The sequence below is a fragment of the Pseudovibrio sp. JE062 genome (assembly GCF_000156235.1).
Taxonomy (GTDB): Bacteria; Pseudomonadota; Alphaproteobacteria; order Rhizobiales; family Stappiaceae; genus Pseudovibrio.
Genome location: NZ_DS996811.1, coordinates 236,996 through 255,632 on the forward strand (window position 1 = coordinate 236,996; position 18,637 = coordinate 255,632).

Below are 18,637 nucleotides of genomic sequence, written 5' to 3' on the forward strand. Positions count from 1 at the left end.
GGTGTACGCAACGTACTGGTCGGCAAAACGCATATGCGTGCTGACACCGAAGGCATGGCACGCCTGGGAATCTCACCTGAAAGCTTCATCGGCGCTCGCGTTGCCGAATGCGGGTTTGAAGTATTCGAACGCGACGATGGCCTCCACCCAGACGGGCCTTACTCACCTAACCCAGAATATGATAGCTATCTCAAAGCCAAAGGCTATGATGGGCCTAACCAGTGGGAGCGATGGGCGAACTCAGCAGAAGGCAATGATGGAGAAATCCTCTCCGGCTGGTTGCTTGGTCATTCCGATAAGCCAGCTCGCGTGGAAGCTGAGCACGCTGAAACTCCCTATATGATCCAGCGGTTTAAAGACTTTGTCGCTGTTGCTGGAGACCAACCGTGGTGTGTGCACCTTTCCCTCATCAAGCCGCACTGGCCCTACATTGTGCCAGCGCCTTATCATGACATGTACAGCGCTGAAGATGTGTTGCCTGTTGTCCGTTCCGAAGACGAGAGGCAAGATCCGCATCCCGTGTTTAAGGCGTTCATGGGAGAGCGTGTTTCTAAAGCATTTTCCAATGATGAGACCCGCGCCAAGGTCATCCCTGCCTATATGGGGCTGATCAAACAGATCGATGATGAAATCGGTAAGCTCATGAAGTTTCTCGATGAAAAGGGTCTAACCGATAACACCATGATCGTGTTCACCTCCGATCACGGTGACTATTTAGGTGACCACTGGATGGGTGAGAAGGAACTCTTCCACGAACCTTCTGTCAAAATCCCGTTGATCGTAGTCGACCCGCGCCCAGAAGCGGACAGCACACGCGGAACCACTAGTGATGATCTGGTGGAAGCCATTGATCTTGCGCCGACCTTTGTGGAGTTCTGCGGAGGCACACCCAAGCCGAACGTTCTGGAAGGTCGCTCTCTTCTGCCATTGCTGGAAAGTGCAGAGCAGGTCGCGTGGCGTGAGTTCACGATCAGCGAGTATGACTACTCCATGCGGAACGCGCGAATGGATCTTGGGCTACCGGTATCTGATTGTCGCCTGGCTATGATTATGGATAAGCGCTGGAAGTTCATTCATGCGGAAGGTTTCCGCCCTATGCTTTTTGATTTGCAGGAAGACCCACAGGAACTTCAAGACCTTGGCGCAGACCCTGCCTACGCAGCTGAGCGAGAGCGGATGAGCGAAGCTTTGTTTGCCTGGTACCGGAAGCACCATACCCGCATCACCATGACGGATGAACAGATCGCAGCGAACGCTGGCAAAGAACTGCAGGCTGGTATTCTCATCGGCTACACTGATGAGGAAGAGCTGGAAGAGGCCAAGCGGGAGCAAGGCCTCCTTTGAGGAGCAACGAGAGGGAGCACCAGCTCCCTCACCTCACAGTTTCAGAAAACGCGCAATCTCTGCAACAATATCCGCGTGGATTTGCGCGCGGTCTGTCCCTTCCGGATCGTCACAAACCGGGTCATCTTTTTCGGCCGCTAAGATCGCAGGCCCTTCCGGTTTACATTCTGCCAGAAACGTGAAGTGGTGACCGGGTTTCACGACTGAGTAAGTCGCATCCTCAAGCTTCCCAACAAGGTTGCTACCGTTTGATCCAACATCAGCTGCCTTCCAAAGGTGCTCCTGACCGATGTTGATCAAAAGAACAGGTTGTTGAACCTTTGCAAGGCTTTGCTCATCAACCGCGTAGGTAAAGCCCGGATCGATAGCAACAACAGCGGAAACGCGTGGGTCTTCAACACCCTTTGAAAATCCCGCAGGCATACGGGAGAAGTCGACACCGCCTTTGGAGAGAAACACACAATCAGCCTGAGACTTGCCAATACCCTGGCAGTACTCGTTGTACCGATCTCCATCAAAACGCAGACCAGCAAGATTCAGAGCCGTTGCTCCACCCAACGAGAAGCCGAGGGATGTGATACGGCTCTTATCGACATGCTCTGCGAGATAAGGATCAGATAGCAGTTCATCCAGAGCCGCACTCAGATCTTTAGCCCGATCATCCAAACGCACAGAACGTCTTGGTGACGAGTCGCCGGAGGTGCTGCCTTGATGATTGACCGCAAGCACCATGGCTCCTTTCTGCGCTAAACCTGAGGAGAGCCACGATATCGTGTCCATGTTGCCCCCAGAGCCATGCGACAGCAAAATGAGTGGATGCTTACCGTCTTTAACCGCAGCACCAACATAAGCAGAAGTGCCTTTGAATACCGCATTATCACCCACCAAACCACGATAAGTTGCTGTTTGGGCTGGGTACCAGATGGAAGCGGCAACAGCAGATGTTCGATGGGGGGCTGAGACAGTGAGGCGATCGTATCCTGCATATGGCATATCTGCTAAAGCCGATGTGCAGGTGAGAGCGAAGATACTGCTGAGAATGATGGATTTCATGATGCTAACCTTTGCATTGCGATAGCATCTTGGTAGATGGACGAACGCCTTAGAGCGTCCTGAAACACGAAGTAGGTCTCCCAGATCGTGATTCAGGACGGTATTCGGATCAGGTGCGCATTTCGCTGTTGCTTAGCGGGCCATTGCGCAGCTCGCTGATGTATTCGTTCACCGCGGAGGACAGTGATGCAATCTGCTGGTTCATTTCAACGGCAGAGCCAATCACGCTCTCAGCGGCATTTTCGGTCTCGTTTGCATAAGTCGACACATCCGCCACGTTGCTGGCGACAAGACGGGTGCCGGAGTAAGCCTCTGCAATGTTCTGGGCAATCTCGGTCGTCGCTTCCGCCTGTTGTTTGGCTGAGAGCGAAATGGAGTCCGTGACGCTTTCGATTTTGGAAATAGATTCCGCAACTTGTTTGAATGACACGACTGTTTCTGCAGTGGCTGACTGAATTGCCTCGATCTGACCGGAAATCTGCCCAATCGCGTCGGATGTTTGCGAGGCAAGCTCCTTCACTTCACCAGCAACAACGGCGAAGCCTTTGCCTGTCTCCCCCGCGCGAGCAGCTTCAATGGTCGCGTTCAATGCCAGCAAATGGGTTTGCTCTGCGATGGAACTGATCAACTCGACTACTTCGCCGATGGTTTCGGCAGCAGCACTCAGACTGCTGATCTTGGTTTCACCGGCTTCCACTTCCTGAACTGCGGTTTTGGTGACATCGGCGGTGAACTTCACCTGATTGCCAATCTCAGCAGCAGATGCAGAAAGCTCTTCAACGGCGGCAGATACGGTTTGTACGTTGGCAGAGGTTTCTTCAGAAGCCACTGTCACGGCAGATGCGCGCTGAAGCGTCAGATCGGCGGACTGTTCCATCTGCTGCGCGTTCTGGCTCATGTTGTGACCAGCGCTAGAAAGCGTTTCTGTTGCCGACTTTGTCAGCATCTCAAAAGCATCAGTCTGGCCGGAAAAGTCGCAGATACGGTCCTGAACTTTGGAGATCGCGTGGTTGACCTGATTTGCATAGACCAGAAACGAGCCCTGCAAACCACGTGTCACAACACGGCGATAATACTTGTTCGCAGAAAGTGCATGCGTGGACGCCACCATCTCGCGAATAAAGGAATCCATTTTATCGGTTGAGTAGTTCACGCTCGCGAGGAGATCCTTCAGCTCCCCATGATCCATCCCAACCAGAGTGCGCGCTTCCAGATCACCGCTCGCCTGCAAAGCTGCTGTCTCAGTGATGTGCTTCAGCACACGGCGCACTTTCAACATGAAGAACAGTGCAGATACAGCTGTTAACGCAGCCAACGCAGACAAAAGTGAGAGCAAACCACTCTCCCCGCCCATATTCATCAGCGCAACAACAACGCACAGTACCGCCGTCAGGCAACTTAGGAGGACACCCTTAGAGAGTGAGGATAAATTCATCATAGGTCACCCGATTATCGGAGAGGTAGTTAGCGAGAAACTCAGAGCTGTTGTGCTGTCCGTCTTTGCGGCTCTTAGGAGCCTGCTCAATCTCCAGCAGCTGCTGGTAAAACGGAGTAATCGCTTCGCTGAGAATCTTGCGCTCTGGCACTCTGCGTGTTGAATGATATCCGATGATCTTTCCGGTATTATCAAAGGTGGGCGTGACATGCGCAAACACCCAATAATACTCTCCGCCTTTACAAAGGTTCTTTACATACGCGAAGACCTCGTGCCCTTCTGCGATGCGCTTCCACAAAAGCTCGAAAACGCAACGGGGCATATCCGGATGACGGATAATACTGTGTGGCTGTCCGATTAGCTCCTTATAGGAGTATCCAGCGATCTCACAGAAGATCTCATTACAATACGTTATTTTGCCCTTTAAGTCGGTCTTACTGACAATGATGTCTGCCTCACTGAATGTTTTTTCAGTATCGGACAGATGTGCACCCGACGACATAGCTGCCTCTATGTTTTTCTACTTGGTAACTTGAATGAATAAAATTCAAGCAGACAGAACATGTCCTGAATAAATTGACGGGTAGTTAAGATAAAAATCGATTTTAAGTAATTCACAAAGTCAATTTATAGTATATTCTGCATGCATATGTTATTCTATACATATATATCAACATTTTATATTTCTCTTTGCGCAACAACAAAGACAAACTACTTACGTTTAAATTCGCAGATTCGAATTATTACAACTCAGAAACTTCATTCTCTGGGTCAATATATAGATGAAATGGATTTTCTGATTTCGGACAAAATAAAAGGCAGCTTAGAAAAACTAAGCTGCCTTAAATATTCGAGTTTTGCGTGTATGTTAGCCGACTTTTGCAACTGCTGTCAGGAAGTCGTCTACTTCACGACCAAGAGCCCGCGTACTTTCTGTCACCTCCGTAGAGGCCGTCAATACACGTGAGGACGCCGTATTAGTTTCACTCACAGCTTCAGAAACGAGGGTCATGTTCTCATTTACACTGGATGTACCCACTGCAGCTTCCTGAACGTTGCGGCTGATCTCTGTAGTCGCAGCGCCCTGCTGCTCAACAGCTGTGGCAATTGCAGAGGTGAACGCAGTGACCTCATCCATCGTGTTGGAAATACCCTCGATGGAAGACACGGCATCAGTCGTAGAGTTCTGAATTGCGGAGATCTGGGAGCTGATTTCCTCAGTTGCCTTGGACGTCTGGTTCGCCAGTTCCTTCACTTCAGCCGCAACAACCGCAAAGCCCTTACCTGCTTCACCGGCACGTGCCGCTTCAATGGTTGCGTTCAGAGCCAACAGGTTGGTCTGTTCAGCGATTGCCTGAATGAGGCCAACAACCTCACCAATCTTCACAGTGGCGTCCGCCAACTCATTGATCCGGTCGTTGGAAACGTGCGCACTTTCGGTCGCTTTTGCCACAACGGACGTTGTCGCACTCACCTGACGGGCAATCTCTTCAATGGAGCTGCTCAGCTCTTCAGCTGCCGCAGACACCATCTGAACGTTGTTCGCTGCATCTGTAGAAGAAGCTGCAGCACGTTCAGTCTGATCAGAAGTACCGCGAGCCAGGTCAGCCATCACGCTTGCTGTCTCACCCATCTCACCCATGCTGTCATTCACAGAAGTGAGCAAGTTGCTTGCAGTGTTTCGGAAATCGGAGATCAACTGCTCAACCTCGCGCTGCTTCTCAGCATCCTTCTCAGCAACCTGCGCCTGCTCTTCGCGAAGACGAGCACGTTCCAGAGCGTTGTCACGGAAGACCTGAACCGTACGGCTCATGTCACCAATCTCATCTCTGCGTTTCACGCCAGCGATTTCAACGTTGGTGTCACCATTAGCAAGACGCTCCATGATACCTGTCAAACGCTTGGTTGGGCGAGTGATGGCAAGGGACAGACCCAGAGCAATCAGTGCACCAAGAGCAAGACAGACAGCAACGGTTGTCGCAATCAGGTTGGTTGCCAGTTCACCTGCAGAGCTTGCATTTTCAGCTTCAGATGCCGCAATGTCGATGATCTGACCCTGAACGGTCTCGGACTGTTCGGTCAGCTGAGACACAAGGCTGGACAGCTCTTTCTTGCCGTTGGCCATGGAACCAAAACCGGAACGGATCGCCGCGATTTCCTTCATCGCATCTTTGGAGGCTTTCACACCACCTTCGATGTCTTTCACACCTGCTTTAAACTCACGGCCTGCCGCACCAAGCTGATCAATCTCCTTGGAGACTTCTTCAGCCTTAACACCAGAACCTGCACGCAGGAAGGACAGAGAAGAAGAGCTGACTGCCAGTGTCTGACGAGTGATGTTGGAAACAGATGCCAATGCCGCATCAACCTGCTGCTTGCGGTCAACAGCTTCAGCCTGCTTCTTGTTCGCGTCATCAATGGAGCGATATGTGAAGCCAATCACCAGCTGCGCGGTCTCACCAAGCACATCGATGCTTGCAGTGATGTCCTGACGTAGAGAATACATCTCGGAGAAATCAGTGGAGTCGCGCAGTGCTTTCAGCTTTTCAACCAGCGTATCGGACACATCTGCCAGGCTCTGAAGAACCTTTGGATCTAGATGAGACAACACGATTTTCTGAAGCTTCTTGATCTCGCGGCGTGCCTTTGCAGCGCTGAGCAAAGTTTTACGCAGAGCGCCTTCTTCAGAACTGGTGGTCGCCTTCACAAAGAAGTAGCGCATATTCAGTGCCTGACTCTGAATGGTTGCTACGAGGCGCCCTGCCTTGTCTGCTTCCTTCAACTGCTCTTTCGCCAGCGTATCCTGTTCCGCTGCTGAAGTTGCAATCTTGGAAATATCTGCCTGCACCTTTTTGCCAATCGCCTGAAGATTGGCAACTGCAGACATCATTTTCGCGATCTGGGATTCCTGAATGTCCGTTGCCATACGAACACGGCTGAACAAACCTTTCAGAGCCCGCACGTTTTCGTGGGTCTCTTCAAAGGCGGTGCCATCCTTGCCGTCTGCAACAACCTGCTCATGCAAAGCTTCAAGATCTGCGCCCAGCAGATTCAGCTCATCTGCAGCTGCGGTTGCATCATACTTGCTCAGGCTGCGCAGATAAGTTTCACGTGCTGAGGTCGTATCATGCAGGCCCTGCATTAAACGCATGGTTGCATTCGTCATGTCGGTTTGCTTGGTGAGCTGAGAGATAGAAAAGATTCCGATCCCACCAGCTGCAGCGGAAAGCAAGAGAACGATGATGAAGCCACCGCCGATTTTCGTCGACAGTCGCAAATTAGTAAAAAGCTGGAGGACCCGCCTCATGACCTTATTTCTCCCGAATAAAAGTCGTTGCCCATGACTTGGCGGCATCCTAAGCTTGTAAATCTCAACCAGTAGTTAACCCGTAGGTATTTACGGCATTAATTGAGTAATTTCTGAAAGTTTTATCTGTTTATGCGTCCAACATAGATTTATTATAAGTGCAAATAATCATTAGATTTTTAACAATCAAGAATCAGCAACCTCTAGTAGAAGAGCTTCAAGTGCATTGCGCAGATTGACAGAGAGCGCTTGAGGTCTGCGAGTGGTGCGATCTACGTACACATGCGTAAAAAATCCCTGTGCCGCGGCAGTCTCCGCGCCTGGCGCAAACAGAGCCAACTCATAACGCACAGAGCTGTTTCCCAGATGACCGACACGCAAACCGATATCAATCTTTTGCGGATAAGCGATCTCAGAAAAGTACTGGCAGCCAGATTCAACCACCAAACCAATCTCGTCCCCTTCGTGAATGTTAAGTGCATCGTTTGCAATAAGATAGGCATTCACCGCGCTGTCGAAGTAGCTGTAATAGACCGCGTTGTTGATGTGGCCGTAAATGTCATTGTCCTCCCAGCGAGTCTGGACCTCACTGAAGAACTTGAAGTGATCCCGTGTGTCCGGAATTGGCTTCTTAGGTTTGCTCATCTGAATAACTCCGTGCACTTAAAGGGCTTGCATATAAATTTGTAGCGCGGCGTCTTCATCCATCTCCCGCGGATTATTGACGAGCAAACGTGTCTGCTTCATCGCTTCACTAGCAAGCTTGGCCATATGCTGTTCTTCAATGCCGACCTCCCGAAGAGTTGTTTCAACACCAAGCACCTTGGCAAGCTCAGCCAACCGATCCGCAAACACGCTGCCCCGGATATCAGCAGGTACTTCAATCAGTTCCGGGAACACCAGTGGAGCGAGATCAGCATAGGCGTCAGCACAGGAAGGCATGTTGAACCGCATCACATGCGGCAGAACGAGCGCGTTGGAAACACCATGCGGCACATGAAATATGCCACCGATCGGATAAGCCAACGCATGCACCGCTGCTACTGGCGAGTTGGCAAAGGCCTGCCCAGCCAACATAGAACCCAGCAGCATGTTAGAGCGGGCTTCATTATCCTGTGGCGTATTCACAGCCTTCTCAATGTTGGCGCCAAGCAATCGCAGAGCTTCCTTGGCCAGAACCTTCGAAACCGGATTGTTGTTTGCAGAGGTAGAAGTATAGGCTTCGATCGCATGCACCATGGCATCAATGCCTGTTGCAGCGGTCACATGTGCAGGTAGCCCAAGGGTAAGATCGGCATCCAGCACCGCCACATCCGGCAGCAACTGAGGTGACACCACGCCCTTCTTCTCAGCCTCTCCCGTCGTGATGATGGAGATCGGCGTAACTTCAGAGCCTGTACCCGCTGTTGTTGGAATGAGGATTAGTGGAAGCCGCTTTCCTTTAGCTATGCCTACACCATAGATGTCTGCAAGCTGCTCCCCTCCCCCAACAAGCAGGGCAACAAGCTTTGCAACATCAAGCGATGAACCACCGCCAAGCCCGATCACGCCCTCGACGTTTGCAGTCTTTGCCTGTTCAGCTGCTCGCAAAACGATAGCTTCGGGCGGATCAGCCACCACATCCTCAAAGAGCGTGACTTCAACTCCAGCAGCTTCAAGCCGCGAGATCACCGGCTCAACAAGCCCCGCTTGTATGAGGCCTTTATCACTCACCAGCAAAACACGTTTGCCTATAGTGTTCAGTGTAAGTTGATCCAGCTGTTGAACCGCACCGGGCTCGCAAATTACGCTTGCTGATGTGTTGAAGACAAAGCCTGTCATGAAATCCCCCCTCACTGCTCCCTGCTGGTGGCAGGCTTGAGCAATCCGAAGAGAATGCCTCAGGTCCTCAGGAAGGTCGAGCGCAATTAAAGTCGAACCTACGCTGGCGGGTTATACGACTTCTTCCGAGATCACCGGTTCCGGATCAGGCGCTTTACCAAGGCTTAGAACTGCAATAAACCCAATGACTGCACCTACGGACATGGTCACGCCTCCAGCAAAGAAAGGCATGGAAACAAACCACTGCTCTGCCAGAAAAGCCCCGATTGGTATTGAGATAAGTGTCAGGCCCGATTGCAGCATCTCACCAACTGAAGAAACACGCCCCAATAACTCTTCTGGCGTCTGCTTTACGATGATAGCTCCGTAAGGCACCGTTATCAGACTGGAAAAGATACCAGCGACAAACCAAAGTGTCATCTGCTCATTGAGAGTGAAAGGCTCAGGGCTGAAAGGAAGCCATCCCGCGACAATGGTCAAGGCTCCACCAAAAAACGAGCCGATGACCATCATTAGATGCAAGTTTACTCGATCACCAATCTTCGCTGTAAGATAAGTGCCGACAAGCCCCCCCACACCAATAGCACCAATGATTGGCCCCGCAGAAGCTCCTGGTTGACCAGTCTCCTTAATCAAGAGCAGCAGTACGGCTTCATACAGGAAGACACTGAATATAAAGAGACAGATAAGAGCGATACCTAAGAGTAGGCGTGGTGTCTTCCAAATGTAAGCAAGGCCAGCCTTTGCATCGCGCAGCACACTGCCGTTGCTCTCCTTTTCAGTCTCATCGCTTGCTTGGTCTTTCTTCAGCACACCAAGCAGCGTGACGCAGAACAGCGCACCAACTGTAAAACAGAGCCCGCCAAGCAAAAAGACATTGTGCGGACTCCAGATGGCAAGCAAAGCACCGCCAAGAACCGGTGCAAAGATCTTCGTAGATTGAATGACAAAATGATCAATACTGACGGCCTGTGTCAGCATATTGGACGGCACAATCTTTTTCAGCGCCAACTGCTGCGCTGGCATAAACGCTGCGGAGATTGTTGACTTCAAAAAGACAAAGGCGATGAGAAGTGCGAGAGTGTTGGCAAAGAAGAACATGCCAACCATAACAGCGGCCCGAATAACAAGGCCAGCCATCAGCACGGGCCCAGCTCCAATGCGATCAACCAGAATACCCGCAGGCAACCCAAATAAAACGCGTGGTAATGTGGCCGCCATGATCACACTGGCAACCTCGGTAGCGCCCATGCCCCATGTGTAGTTCACCAGCACCATGATCGCGATGAAGTCGATCCAGTCCGCAAAGGCAGCAGGAACAAGAACACCAATAAACCGACGAAACGCGCTCAGCTTAAACAATGCCAAAACGGAAGTATTTACTGCCTCATCCTGCATAACAAAGCCCGCCTCAAATTCATTTCTTCAAAAAAGCCAGAAAAATCAGCGCACAGAATGCCACGCCAACGGAAAGAGCAATCCCGTTAGCTTAACCAAGCCCTTTCCAGATGCAAGACGTATATAGGTGAAGATAATTATGCTGAACTCAGCTTCAGGTGCCAGGCTGCCCTACTCTACAGGGATTAGTTTTCCTCCGAAACCTATAGGGCTCAGATCTTATGCCCACCACCTGTGTTTTCACCGCTTAGAATATTCAAATGGCGATCCAAGCGTCGTCGAATACGCTTCTTACTCAGGTAGTCGATCTTGTGAACTGGCAAAAACTGATTGTTCAGGTAAGGCTTTACATCAAAACTCTTGATGTATTTGTTGCCTTGCTCATCAAGAACAATTCCCATGTTTTCAGGGCGATCTGCAAAGCAGGAAACATGGTGGCTACGCAAAATCCCAAAATACTCAATCAAAGCACGAATAAGCTCGTTATCATCAACACGACCATGGCGGCTGATGTAGTCGCGTACACTACGAGTTTCGGGATGCCAGAAGTTCTCAACTTTTTCCGTTAGAAGAGCGGGCCCACGATCCGTTTCCACCATTCCGTAGACTTTCGCGAAAGAGCGATGCTCTTCCAACCCAACGTCCTGAATGTGTTGCCAGCCTAAAAGTTCATCCTGGTTACCGCTCAAGCGTTGCTTCTTGTAGCCAAGCTTTGCACGAACAGCACGAAACAGGTTCTTTAGCGGGCCGCGAGTTTTTACCTTACGCCTACCAGTCTCGTAACGATCAAATTTCAGAAGCTTGGTAGGATCAGAGGCACATTCATAGGTGTCGCGAAATCCGCCACCACGAACAAACTCTCCAACCTGATAAACTTGATTTTCCTGCGACACAGTCAATTTTGAGCCAGTCTTTTTCGTAAATTTGAGCCACTTACATAACAAATTATAATAGTTTGGAAAGCACCAATCTTGCCACACATGGTCAAGTTTTTGTTTCTAAATGACTTTCAGGAGATCGACGGTACCTTAACCGGACTTTTTAGTGTTTGCGGGATAATCTTCTCACAACAACACGGACACAAACTCCGGGAACCAGCAGGATGCAGATCTGCAGTGCGCGTGAAATTGCGGCCTTTGTGCAGGATGGCGATACCATTGTTATTGGCGGTTGCGGATGGGGCCTTGCCACGCCGGAAGCTCTCTTGGAAGCCATCGAACAACAGTTCCTCTCAACCGGTCACCCTAAGAACCTTTTCGTCATCAACTCTCTTTCGATCGGAGATGGTGACAAGCGTGGACTGAACCGCTTTTCGCATAAAGGGATGTTGCGAGGCATTATCTCCTCTCACTTTGCACTGACGCCATCTCTGCAAAAACTCATCTCTCAGGACAAACTGGAAGCCTACTGTCTGCCAGCGGGTGTCATTCAACAGTTGATCCGTGAAATTGGTGCGGGTCGCCCCGGCCTTCTCACCCGAACTGGGCTTGGAACCTTTGTTGATCCCAGACACGGTGGTGGTAAATGCAGCAAGTCCTGTAAACATGATCTGGTTGAATTGCTGCACCTGCATGGTCAAGAATATCTCCGATATCGCCCTTTCAAGATCGATCTCGCGTTGATTTGTGGCTCAGCTGCTGACACCAAGGGCAATCTCAGCCTTGATGAAGAAGCTGTCACTCTGGACTGCCTGAGCCTGGCAATGGCAGCGCATAACAGCGGAGGCCACTGCTTTGCACAAGTCAGGAACATCGTGGAATCCGGCAGTCTGCCAGCTCGGTCAGTTGCCATTCCCGGTGTATTTCTGGATGCCTTGGTTGAAACCCCTGGCCAAACCATCGCCTACGACACCCCTTACAGTCCTGCACTTAGCGGTGACATCAAGCCGTCTCATCGGCGTGTTCAAAATGAACCCAGCGAAGTTGCACGCAAGGTGATCGCAAGACGAGCTGCAGAGGAGTTGATTGAAAATGCAGCCGTCAACATAGGGTTTGGTGTGCCTGCAGGAGTTCGCTTTACAGAACAACGCAAGAAGTTAGCTGAGCAGATCTGGCTTTCTTGCGAACATGGCCATCACAACGGTCAGTTTCTGGGTGATACGCTTTATGGCGCAGCGCAAGGGTCTGAAGCTCTTCTGTCTTCATTGGATCAGTTTGATTTTTACAACGGTGGCGGGCTAGACATCGCTTTCTTGGGCATGAGTGAGGTAGACCGACATGGCAACGTAAACCTCTCCAAAATAGGCGGAAAAATTATTGGCCCGGGTAGCTTTATCGATATCTCACAGAACGCACGAAAACTGGTGTTTTGCGGCCTTCTCACCGGCGTCGATACGCGCGTGGAGTATCGCAAAGATAAGCTAAAGATTACCAGAAACGGAACACACACAAAGTTTGTCGAGCAAACAGACCACATCACGTTCAACGCGATCAATGCCCGCAACAATGGTCAAGAAGTGCTCTATGTAACGGAGCGTGCTGTGTTCCAACTTGGGCCGAATGGGCTTGTGCTGACCGAAGTTGCGCCAGGGATCAAACCTAAACGCGACGTGCTGGCCCACATGGGCTTTGCCTGCAAAGTAGACGTGCAACGCAAGATGCCAGAGCACATCTTCAATGCTCTCTGAGTGCGCAAACAGCACTCACAACTAGCACTCAATGATTTAAGAGGCCACTTCCCGGAAATCTAAGTTGCATCCGGGAAGCTGCTATTTCTTTGAAGGACTTAGTCGCAAGCTGCTGTAATGATCACTTCCACGAGCAGTTCCTGGGAAGCGAGGCGCGCTTCACCGCATGCGCGTGCTGGCGCATGGCCTTCAGGAACCCAGGCATCCCAGACTTCATTCATTTCTGCGAAATCGCGCATGTCTGAAAGCCAAACGATGGCCTGCAGGATTTTCTCGCGGCTGGACCCAGCTTCAATCAGTAGTTCATCAACGCGGCGCAGACATTCTGCAGTCTGTTCCTTGATGCTATCGCCGCGATTGCCAACCTGTCCGCACAGATAAACAGTACCATTGTGCTTTACGATTTTGCTCATACGCTGCTTGGTGTGCATGCGTTCAATCATGTTGTTACCCCTTTAAGATCGGGAGGCATGAACCCGGAAAACTACAAGGTTTCATATCTCCAATTTCAGCAAGACAACATGACTGAAAGCACTGGCAAGTGCACTGTGACATTTGCGAGTGTCCAAGATTTTCTGATTGCAGGTATTTATGCCGTTGTTTTTTCCGGGTGATGCTGAAGAAACCAGCTGTAAGTCTCCGCAATCCCCTGATCCAATGAAATGGATGGCTTCCACCCCAACTGCGCCAATCGCTCCGAACTCATGAGTTTTCGCGGAGTTCCATCAGGCTTAGAAGTGTCCTTCTCAATAGAGCCTTCAAACCCCAGGATACTTGCTAGTTTTTCTGCAAGTTCCAGAATAGAGATATCCGTTCCGAAACCGACATTGATGTGCTCATTAGCTGAGTAATTCTTCAGTAAGTAAACCAATGCATCTGCGCAGTCATCGCAATGGAGGAACTCTCGTCGTGGTGCTCCTGTTCCCCAAATCTCAAAGGCAGTCGAACCACTCACCTTTGCTTCGTGCACTTTACGTATAAGTGCCGGCAGTACATGACTGGTTGACAGATCAAAGTTATCGCCCGGACCATACAGGTTGGTTGGCATCGCGGAGATGAAATCACATCCGTGCTGTTTTCGAAAAGCCTGACAAAGCTTTATTCCTGCAATCTTAGCAATGGCATACCATTCATTGGTTGGCTCCAGAGGCCCGGAGAGCAACGCCTCTTCTGAAATCGGTTGAGATGCATGTTTTGGATAAATACAGGACGAACCCAGAAACAGCAGCTTTTGCACGTTGGCTGCATAGGCTCCGCGGATGAGATTGGTTTCTATCGCAAGGTTTTCATAGAGGAAGTCTGCGGGATACTCATTGTTCGCCCATATCCCCCCTACTTTGGCCGCCGCAACAATCACCACATCCGGCTTCGTATCCTGCAAAAACATTAGTGTTTCATTTTGAGCAGTAAGATCCACCTGCTTGCGGTCAGCCGTTAAAAGCGAGCAATCCTCTCGTTCCAAACGGCGCATCAACGCGCCGCCAACCATGCCTTTGTGCCCAGCTACAAAAACCGTTTTTCCCACAAGGTCAAATTTGGTCTCCGATAAATCAGGCATCTTCTAGTACCCGATACTGTTGAAGTTCCTTCAAATCGGCCTGCACCATCTCCTGTACCAACACCTCTAGAGAGGTTTTAGGCTCCCATCCCAACTTCTGCCGCGCCTTTCTTGCATCGCCTAGCAGTTCGTTCACCTCAGAAGGACGGAAATACCTTGGATCAATTTCAATCAGTGAACGACCGGTTCGCGCGCAAAGGCCCTGCTCCTCAACGCCCTCTCCCCACCACTCAATGTCAGTGCCACAATGAGCGAAGGCCATTTCTACAAAACGGCGAACAGATGTCATCGTACCAGTAGCCAGGACATAATCGTCCGGCTGATCCTGTTGCAGCATCATCCACATGCCTTCAATGAAATCGCGCGCATGCCCCCAGTCTCGTTGAGCATCAATATTGCCGAGGTAGAGTTTCTCTTGCTGACCCAAGTTGATTGCCGCAGCTGCGCGTGTGATTTTTCGCGTTACGAATGTCTCACCACGCAACGGGCTTTCATGGTTGAAGAGGATGCCGTTTGAGGCATGGATTCCATAGGCTTCGCGATAGTTTACAGCGATCCAATAGGCATAGAGTTTTGCTGCAGCATATGGAGACCGCGGATAAAATGGTGTGGTTTCTTTTTGCGGAACTTCCTGAACCAGACCATAGAGCTCTGATGTTGACGCCTGATAAAACCTTGTTTTCTTTTCTAGTCCGAGAATGCGGATTGCTTCCAACAACCGTAGAGCACCAAGAGCATCGCTGTTGGCCGTGTATTCCGGGGTTTCAAAACTCACCTTAACGTGTGACTGCGCACCAAGGTTATAGACCTCATCCGGTTGCACCTCCTGCATAATCCGGATCAGGTTGGTCGCATCCGTCAGATCTCCGTAATGAAGAATAAAGCGTGCATCTTCTTCATGCGGGTCTTGGTAAATTCCTTCAATCCGCCCGGTATTGAAACTGGAGGAGCGGCGCTTAACACCATGCACTATGTAGCCCTTATCAAGCAGAAAACGGCTCAGATAAGCGCCATCTTGTCCAGTCACACCCGTTATCAATGCTGTCTTTTGCAAGGTCATCACACGCCCAAAATCTTAGGGAAACAGAGCATGAACCTAGGAGGAAACTGGTTTTTGTCGCAATTCTGAAAACATGCCCCCTCATTCTCTAGGTCACTTTGCAGAGCAATGTTTTTAAACGAGGTTTCAGCTTCGCCCACAAGGATATCCAAGTTCCCTCAAAATTAACTGGCAATCCTACAGCTCACCGTGTATCAAGCTCGCCCTCCCAAACGCCTTGTGGAGGTATCCCGAACCTGAATATCCAGACGCAGCCGTTACTCTGGCAATTGCATAGCTTTGCCTGACAAAAGGCATGATGAGAGGTCTAAAAATGAACAGTGCATTCGCAGGCATCGATTTTGGCACCTCTAACTCCACAGTGGGCATCTACTCAGGCGAAACACCAGAACTGGTGATGCTGGAAGAAGGCCATACGGAAATGCCGTCTGCCATTTTCTTCAATTTTGAGGACGAGCAGATCGTTTATGGACGGCAGGCGAAAGAAGAGTACATCAGAGGCGATGAGGGCCGTCTTATGCAGGCTCTCAAGAGTGTTCTGGGCACATCCCTCATTCAGGAGAAAACGGCTGTCATGGGCGGTCGTATGGCGTTTCGTGACATTATTGCGCTGTACCTGCGTCAGTTGAAACGCAAGCTCGATGCACACATGCAGGAAGATGTCACCAAGGTGGTTCTGGGACGTCCGGTGCATTTCATCGACGGTGATGAAGTTGCTGACCGTGCAGCGCAAAACACGCTGGAAGGTATCGCTCGCCAGGAAGGCTTTGAGCATATTGCATTCCAGTATGAGCCGATTGCAGCTGCGTTGGCTTATGAGCAGTCTGTTACCCGTGAAGAACTTATTCTGGTACTGGATATCGGTGGTGGTACAGCGGACTTTTCTGTTATTCGCGTTTCTCCTGAACGGCGGAATGCAGCTGACCGCACAGGCGACATTCTTGCCAACACCGGTGTTCACATCGGTGGTACGGATTTCGACCGCTTGCTGTCGCTTGCGCAAGTGATGCCACATCTGGGCTATAAAACACTCACGAAAGACGGCAAACGCGCGCTGCCCTCCAAATACTATTTCGATCTCGCCACCTGGCAGTTCATCAACCAGCTGTATTCTCCAAACATTTTGCGCGAGCTCGGCGAAGTCAGACGCGAAGCAGCGCAGCCACATCTGGTGGAGCGCCTTCGTGAAGTGATCCGTGCAAAAGATGGCCACATGCTTGCTACGCGCGTGGAGCAGACCAAGATTGACCTGTCTTCCTCCGAGATTGCTAGCCTCAAGATTGAGCTGGAGGAAGAAGACGTTCAGGTGAATGCCTCCAATGCCGATTTCCATACGGCAATTGCCGCTTCTGTGGGCAAAATCGAAACCACCATTCAGGAAGCCCTCAACAAGGCAGGTGTGACTGCTGATCAGATCAACAGCATGTTCCTGACCGGCGGCACCACGCGTATCCCGATGCTTCGAGATCACTTCAAGTCCCTGATGCCAAACGCTTCTATCGTGGAAGGCGACGTGTTTGGCGCCGTGGGCCTTGGCCTTGCAGCAGACGCAAAACGAAAGTTCGGCTAAGCCCTCGCAAAAAGTCTTTTCTTTTGCTTGTAATCCGACGTGACAGATCTGAGGAAACCATTCCATTCATCTGTCACGCGCTCAGGCGTAAACGCAGAAATTTTTTGCCGTGCTGCTGTTCCCAATTGCTTCCGAAGTTCCGGATTTCCCATCAGCGTGTCCAAAGCTTCAGCCAAACCTGCTGCGCCATCTTCAACTCTTGTCAAATAACCAGCTCCATCTTTGAGGAGCGCTGAGTTAGAAATGCAATCATCTACAGCAACGCAGGTCAGTTGATAACTCATTGCTTCCGCTAATGAATTCGAGAACCCTTCGAAATGAGAGGGAATGCAGAAGATCTCTGCATTTTGATATGCTTCGGTCAAATCTGGCTGTGCACCATGAAGCTTTATCTGGTTGGGAGCACCCAGTGACTTACAAAGATTGACGGCCTCTTTGCTATCAGTCCCGGAACCATACATATGCAATGACCAGTCAGGATACATTTCTGCAACCTTTGCAAATGCTTCCATCAACCATTGGGGACGTTTGGCAGTGGCAAAACGACTAGCAAACAATATCTTCCGCTGCTCACTCGCAGACGCAGGCAACTCAGGCAGTCTCACACCATTTGGAATATAACAAACTGGTTTGTCATTGTGCTTGGATAAAAAGCTGGCAAATTCTGGTATCAAAATTGAGAATGCGTCAGCATATCTGAAATTGTCCAGAAAGTTCATTCTAGCGACTGGATTATCAGGAATCCCAACAGCCTCATCAAACAGGAAATGAGGGACGTGGCGAAAAGCCAGGATAACCGGGAACTTCCGATCAGATAATGCAGAGGCTACAAGTGAGGCATAGTCTGGTGTGAAGACGATACAAACATCAGGTTTTTCCTGGGCAATCGCCTGCTTCACCTGCGGAAGTCTATGTTTAATCCGGCGTTGCCACCTATGCTTTCGGTAAGCAGGAAAAAGAGTTTGCAAGTATCTCGAACTGGACTTTTTTTTCTTCCCTATGGTGGGAGAGCGCGCAGGCTCTTTTCTCACGTCAGTCGGTTCAATAGCACGAACGTCTTCACACATATACCGGATCTCCAACGCGGGATCATAAGGATAAAACGGTGTCGCAATCTCGAGGCTATCGTTCAATATGGTTACAGAATGCCCTTTTGCAATGAGACCACTCCCAATAGCGAGAACTGCCCTTTGCGTTCCTCCGGTTTCTGCGAAGGACCATCCGAAATAAAACAGTACTTTCATTCAAGACATTCCCCGTATCCAACTTTTTACTGCAAGCTTTACTCCCAGATACCAAGGGAATTTTGCCTAAAGTGATACCCCTTCTTTTTCACCCTCTCTTTCTCATTCCTCTGATTTCAGAATTGTCACATTCAACCAATTCAGGTTCCCTAGTTGCAATTGTTAATGAAGTCTTAAGAGGGCGGCGCGCACTGTTTTAGCTGTGTGCCGGATTGGGGACC

At 50.3% G+C, this 18,637-nt stretch carries 15 protein-coding genes; 3 read left to right on the plus strand and 12 right to left on the minus strand.

The features are described 5' to 3' along the window. Positions 1–1,344, plus strand: a 1,344-nt coding sequence (locus tag PJE062_RS17920) for a sulfatase-like hydrolase/transferase (RefSeq protein ID WP_037037549.1), incomplete at its 5' end; no start/stop codon positions are given. 33 nt (positions 1,345–1,377) lie between these two features. On the opposite strand, the gene PJE062_RS17925 is transcribed toward PJE062_RS17920, so the two are convergent. The 8 genes from PJE062_RS17925 to PJE062_RS17960 form a co-directional block, all read right to left on the minus strand. After that, a complete protein-coding gene (locus tag PJE062_RS17925; protein ID WP_008550967.1) occupies positions 1,378–2,397 on the minus strand; it encodes an alpha/beta fold hydrolase in 1,020 nt (339 codons plus the stop codon). A gap of 109 nt (positions 2,398–2,506) precedes the next feature. After that, positions 2,507–3,832 (minus strand): methyl-accepting chemotaxis protein, encoded by a 1,326-nt coding sequence (locus tag PJE062_RS17930; RefSeq protein ID WP_008551056.1) that lies wholly within the window; start codon positions 3,830–3,832, stop codon positions 2,507–2,509. Further along, positions 3,810–4,334, minus strand: coding sequence for a PAS domain-containing protein (locus tag PJE062_RS17935; RefSeq protein ID WP_008551160.1), 525 nt, complete (start codon positions 4,332–4,334; stop codon positions 3,810–3,812). Before PJE062_RS17935 ends, PJE062_RS17930 begins: the two co-directional genes overlap by 23 nt. A 366-nt stretch (positions 4,335–4,700) precedes the next feature. Continuing rightward, entirely contained in the window at positions 4,701–7,139 is a 2,439-nt protein-coding gene (locus PJE062_RS27025) for a methyl-accepting chemotaxis protein (RefSeq protein WP_208982382.1), read from the minus strand. A gap of 186 nt (positions 7,140–7,325) precedes the next feature. Next, positions 7,326–7,784: a thioesterase family protein gene (locus PJE062_RS17945; protein WP_008551042.1), complete on the minus strand. Its 459-nt coding sequence runs from the start codon at positions 7,782–7,784 to the stop codon at positions 7,326–7,328. 18 nt (positions 7,785–7,802) lie between these two features. Continuing rightward, positions 7,803–8,960 (minus strand): iron-containing alcohol dehydrogenase, encoded by a 1,158-nt coding sequence (locus tag PJE062_RS17950; RefSeq protein ID WP_008551092.1) that lies wholly within the window; start codon positions 8,958–8,960, stop codon positions 7,803–7,805. A gap of 111 nt (positions 8,961–9,071) precedes the next feature. Further along, positions 9,072–10,358: an MFS transporter gene (locus PJE062_RS17955; protein WP_008550952.1), complete on the minus strand. Its 1,287-nt coding sequence runs from the start codon at positions 10,356–10,358 to the stop codon at positions 9,072–9,074. A 212-nt stretch (positions 10,359–10,570) separates the two neighbouring features. Then, positions 10,571–11,251 (minus strand): YrbL family protein, encoded by a 681-nt coding sequence (locus tag PJE062_RS17960; RefSeq protein WP_008551000.1) that lies wholly within the window; start codon positions 11,249–11,251, stop codon positions 10,571–10,573. 209 nt (positions 11,252–11,460) lie between these two features. Between PJE062_RS17960 and PJE062_RS17965 the strand changes: the two genes are divergently transcribed. Continuing rightward, on the plus strand, positions 11,461–12,984 hold the full coding sequence (locus tag PJE062_RS17965) for an acyl CoA:acetate/3-ketoacid CoA transferase (protein ID WP_008550779.1): 1,524 nt from the start codon (positions 11,461–11,463) through the stop codon (positions 12,982–12,984). Positions 12,985–13,082: 98 nt separating this feature from the next. Here PJE062_RS17965 and PJE062_RS17970 read toward each other — a convergent pair whose 3' ends face one another. The 3 genes from PJE062_RS17970 to gmd form a co-directional block, all read right to left on the minus strand. Then, positions 13,083–13,427 carry a RidA family protein gene (locus tag PJE062_RS17970; protein WP_008551234.1) on the minus strand — a complete coding sequence of 115 codons (345 nt, stop codon included), beginning with the start codon at positions 13,425–13,427 and terminating at the stop codon, positions 13,083–13,085. Between the two features lie 146 nt (positions 13,428–13,573). Continuing rightward, positions 13,574–14,542, minus strand: a complete 969-nt coding sequence (locus PJE062_RS17975) for a GDP-L-fucose synthase (protein WP_008551239.1) — start codon at positions 14,540–14,542, stop codon at positions 13,574–13,576. Next, positions 14,535–15,602 carry a GDP-mannose 4,6-dehydratase gene (gene gmd / locus PJE062_RS17980; protein ID WP_008551199.1) on the minus strand — a complete coding sequence of 356 codons (1,068 nt, stop codon included), beginning with the start codon at positions 15,600–15,602 and terminating at the stop codon, positions 14,535–14,537. The genes PJE062_RS17975 and gmd overlap by 8 nt, the downstream gene beginning before the upstream one ends. Before the next feature lie 313 nt (positions 15,603–15,915). On the opposite strand from gmd, the gene PJE062_RS17985 reads away from it, so the two are divergent. After that, entirely contained in the window at positions 15,916–17,172 is a 1,257-nt protein-coding gene (locus PJE062_RS17985; RefSeq protein WP_008551030.1) for an Hsp70 family protein, read from the plus strand. On the opposite strand, the gene PJE062_RS17990 is transcribed toward PJE062_RS17985, so the two are convergent. Continuing rightward, positions 17,169–18,416: a glycosyltransferase gene (locus PJE062_RS17990; RefSeq protein ID WP_008550901.1), complete on the minus strand. Its 1,248-nt coding sequence runs from the start codon at positions 18,414–18,416 to the stop codon at positions 17,169–17,171. The two genes, PJE062_RS17985 and PJE062_RS17990, sit on opposite strands and share 4 nt — an antisense overlap. Positions 18,417–18,637: the final 221 nt, after the last annotated feature.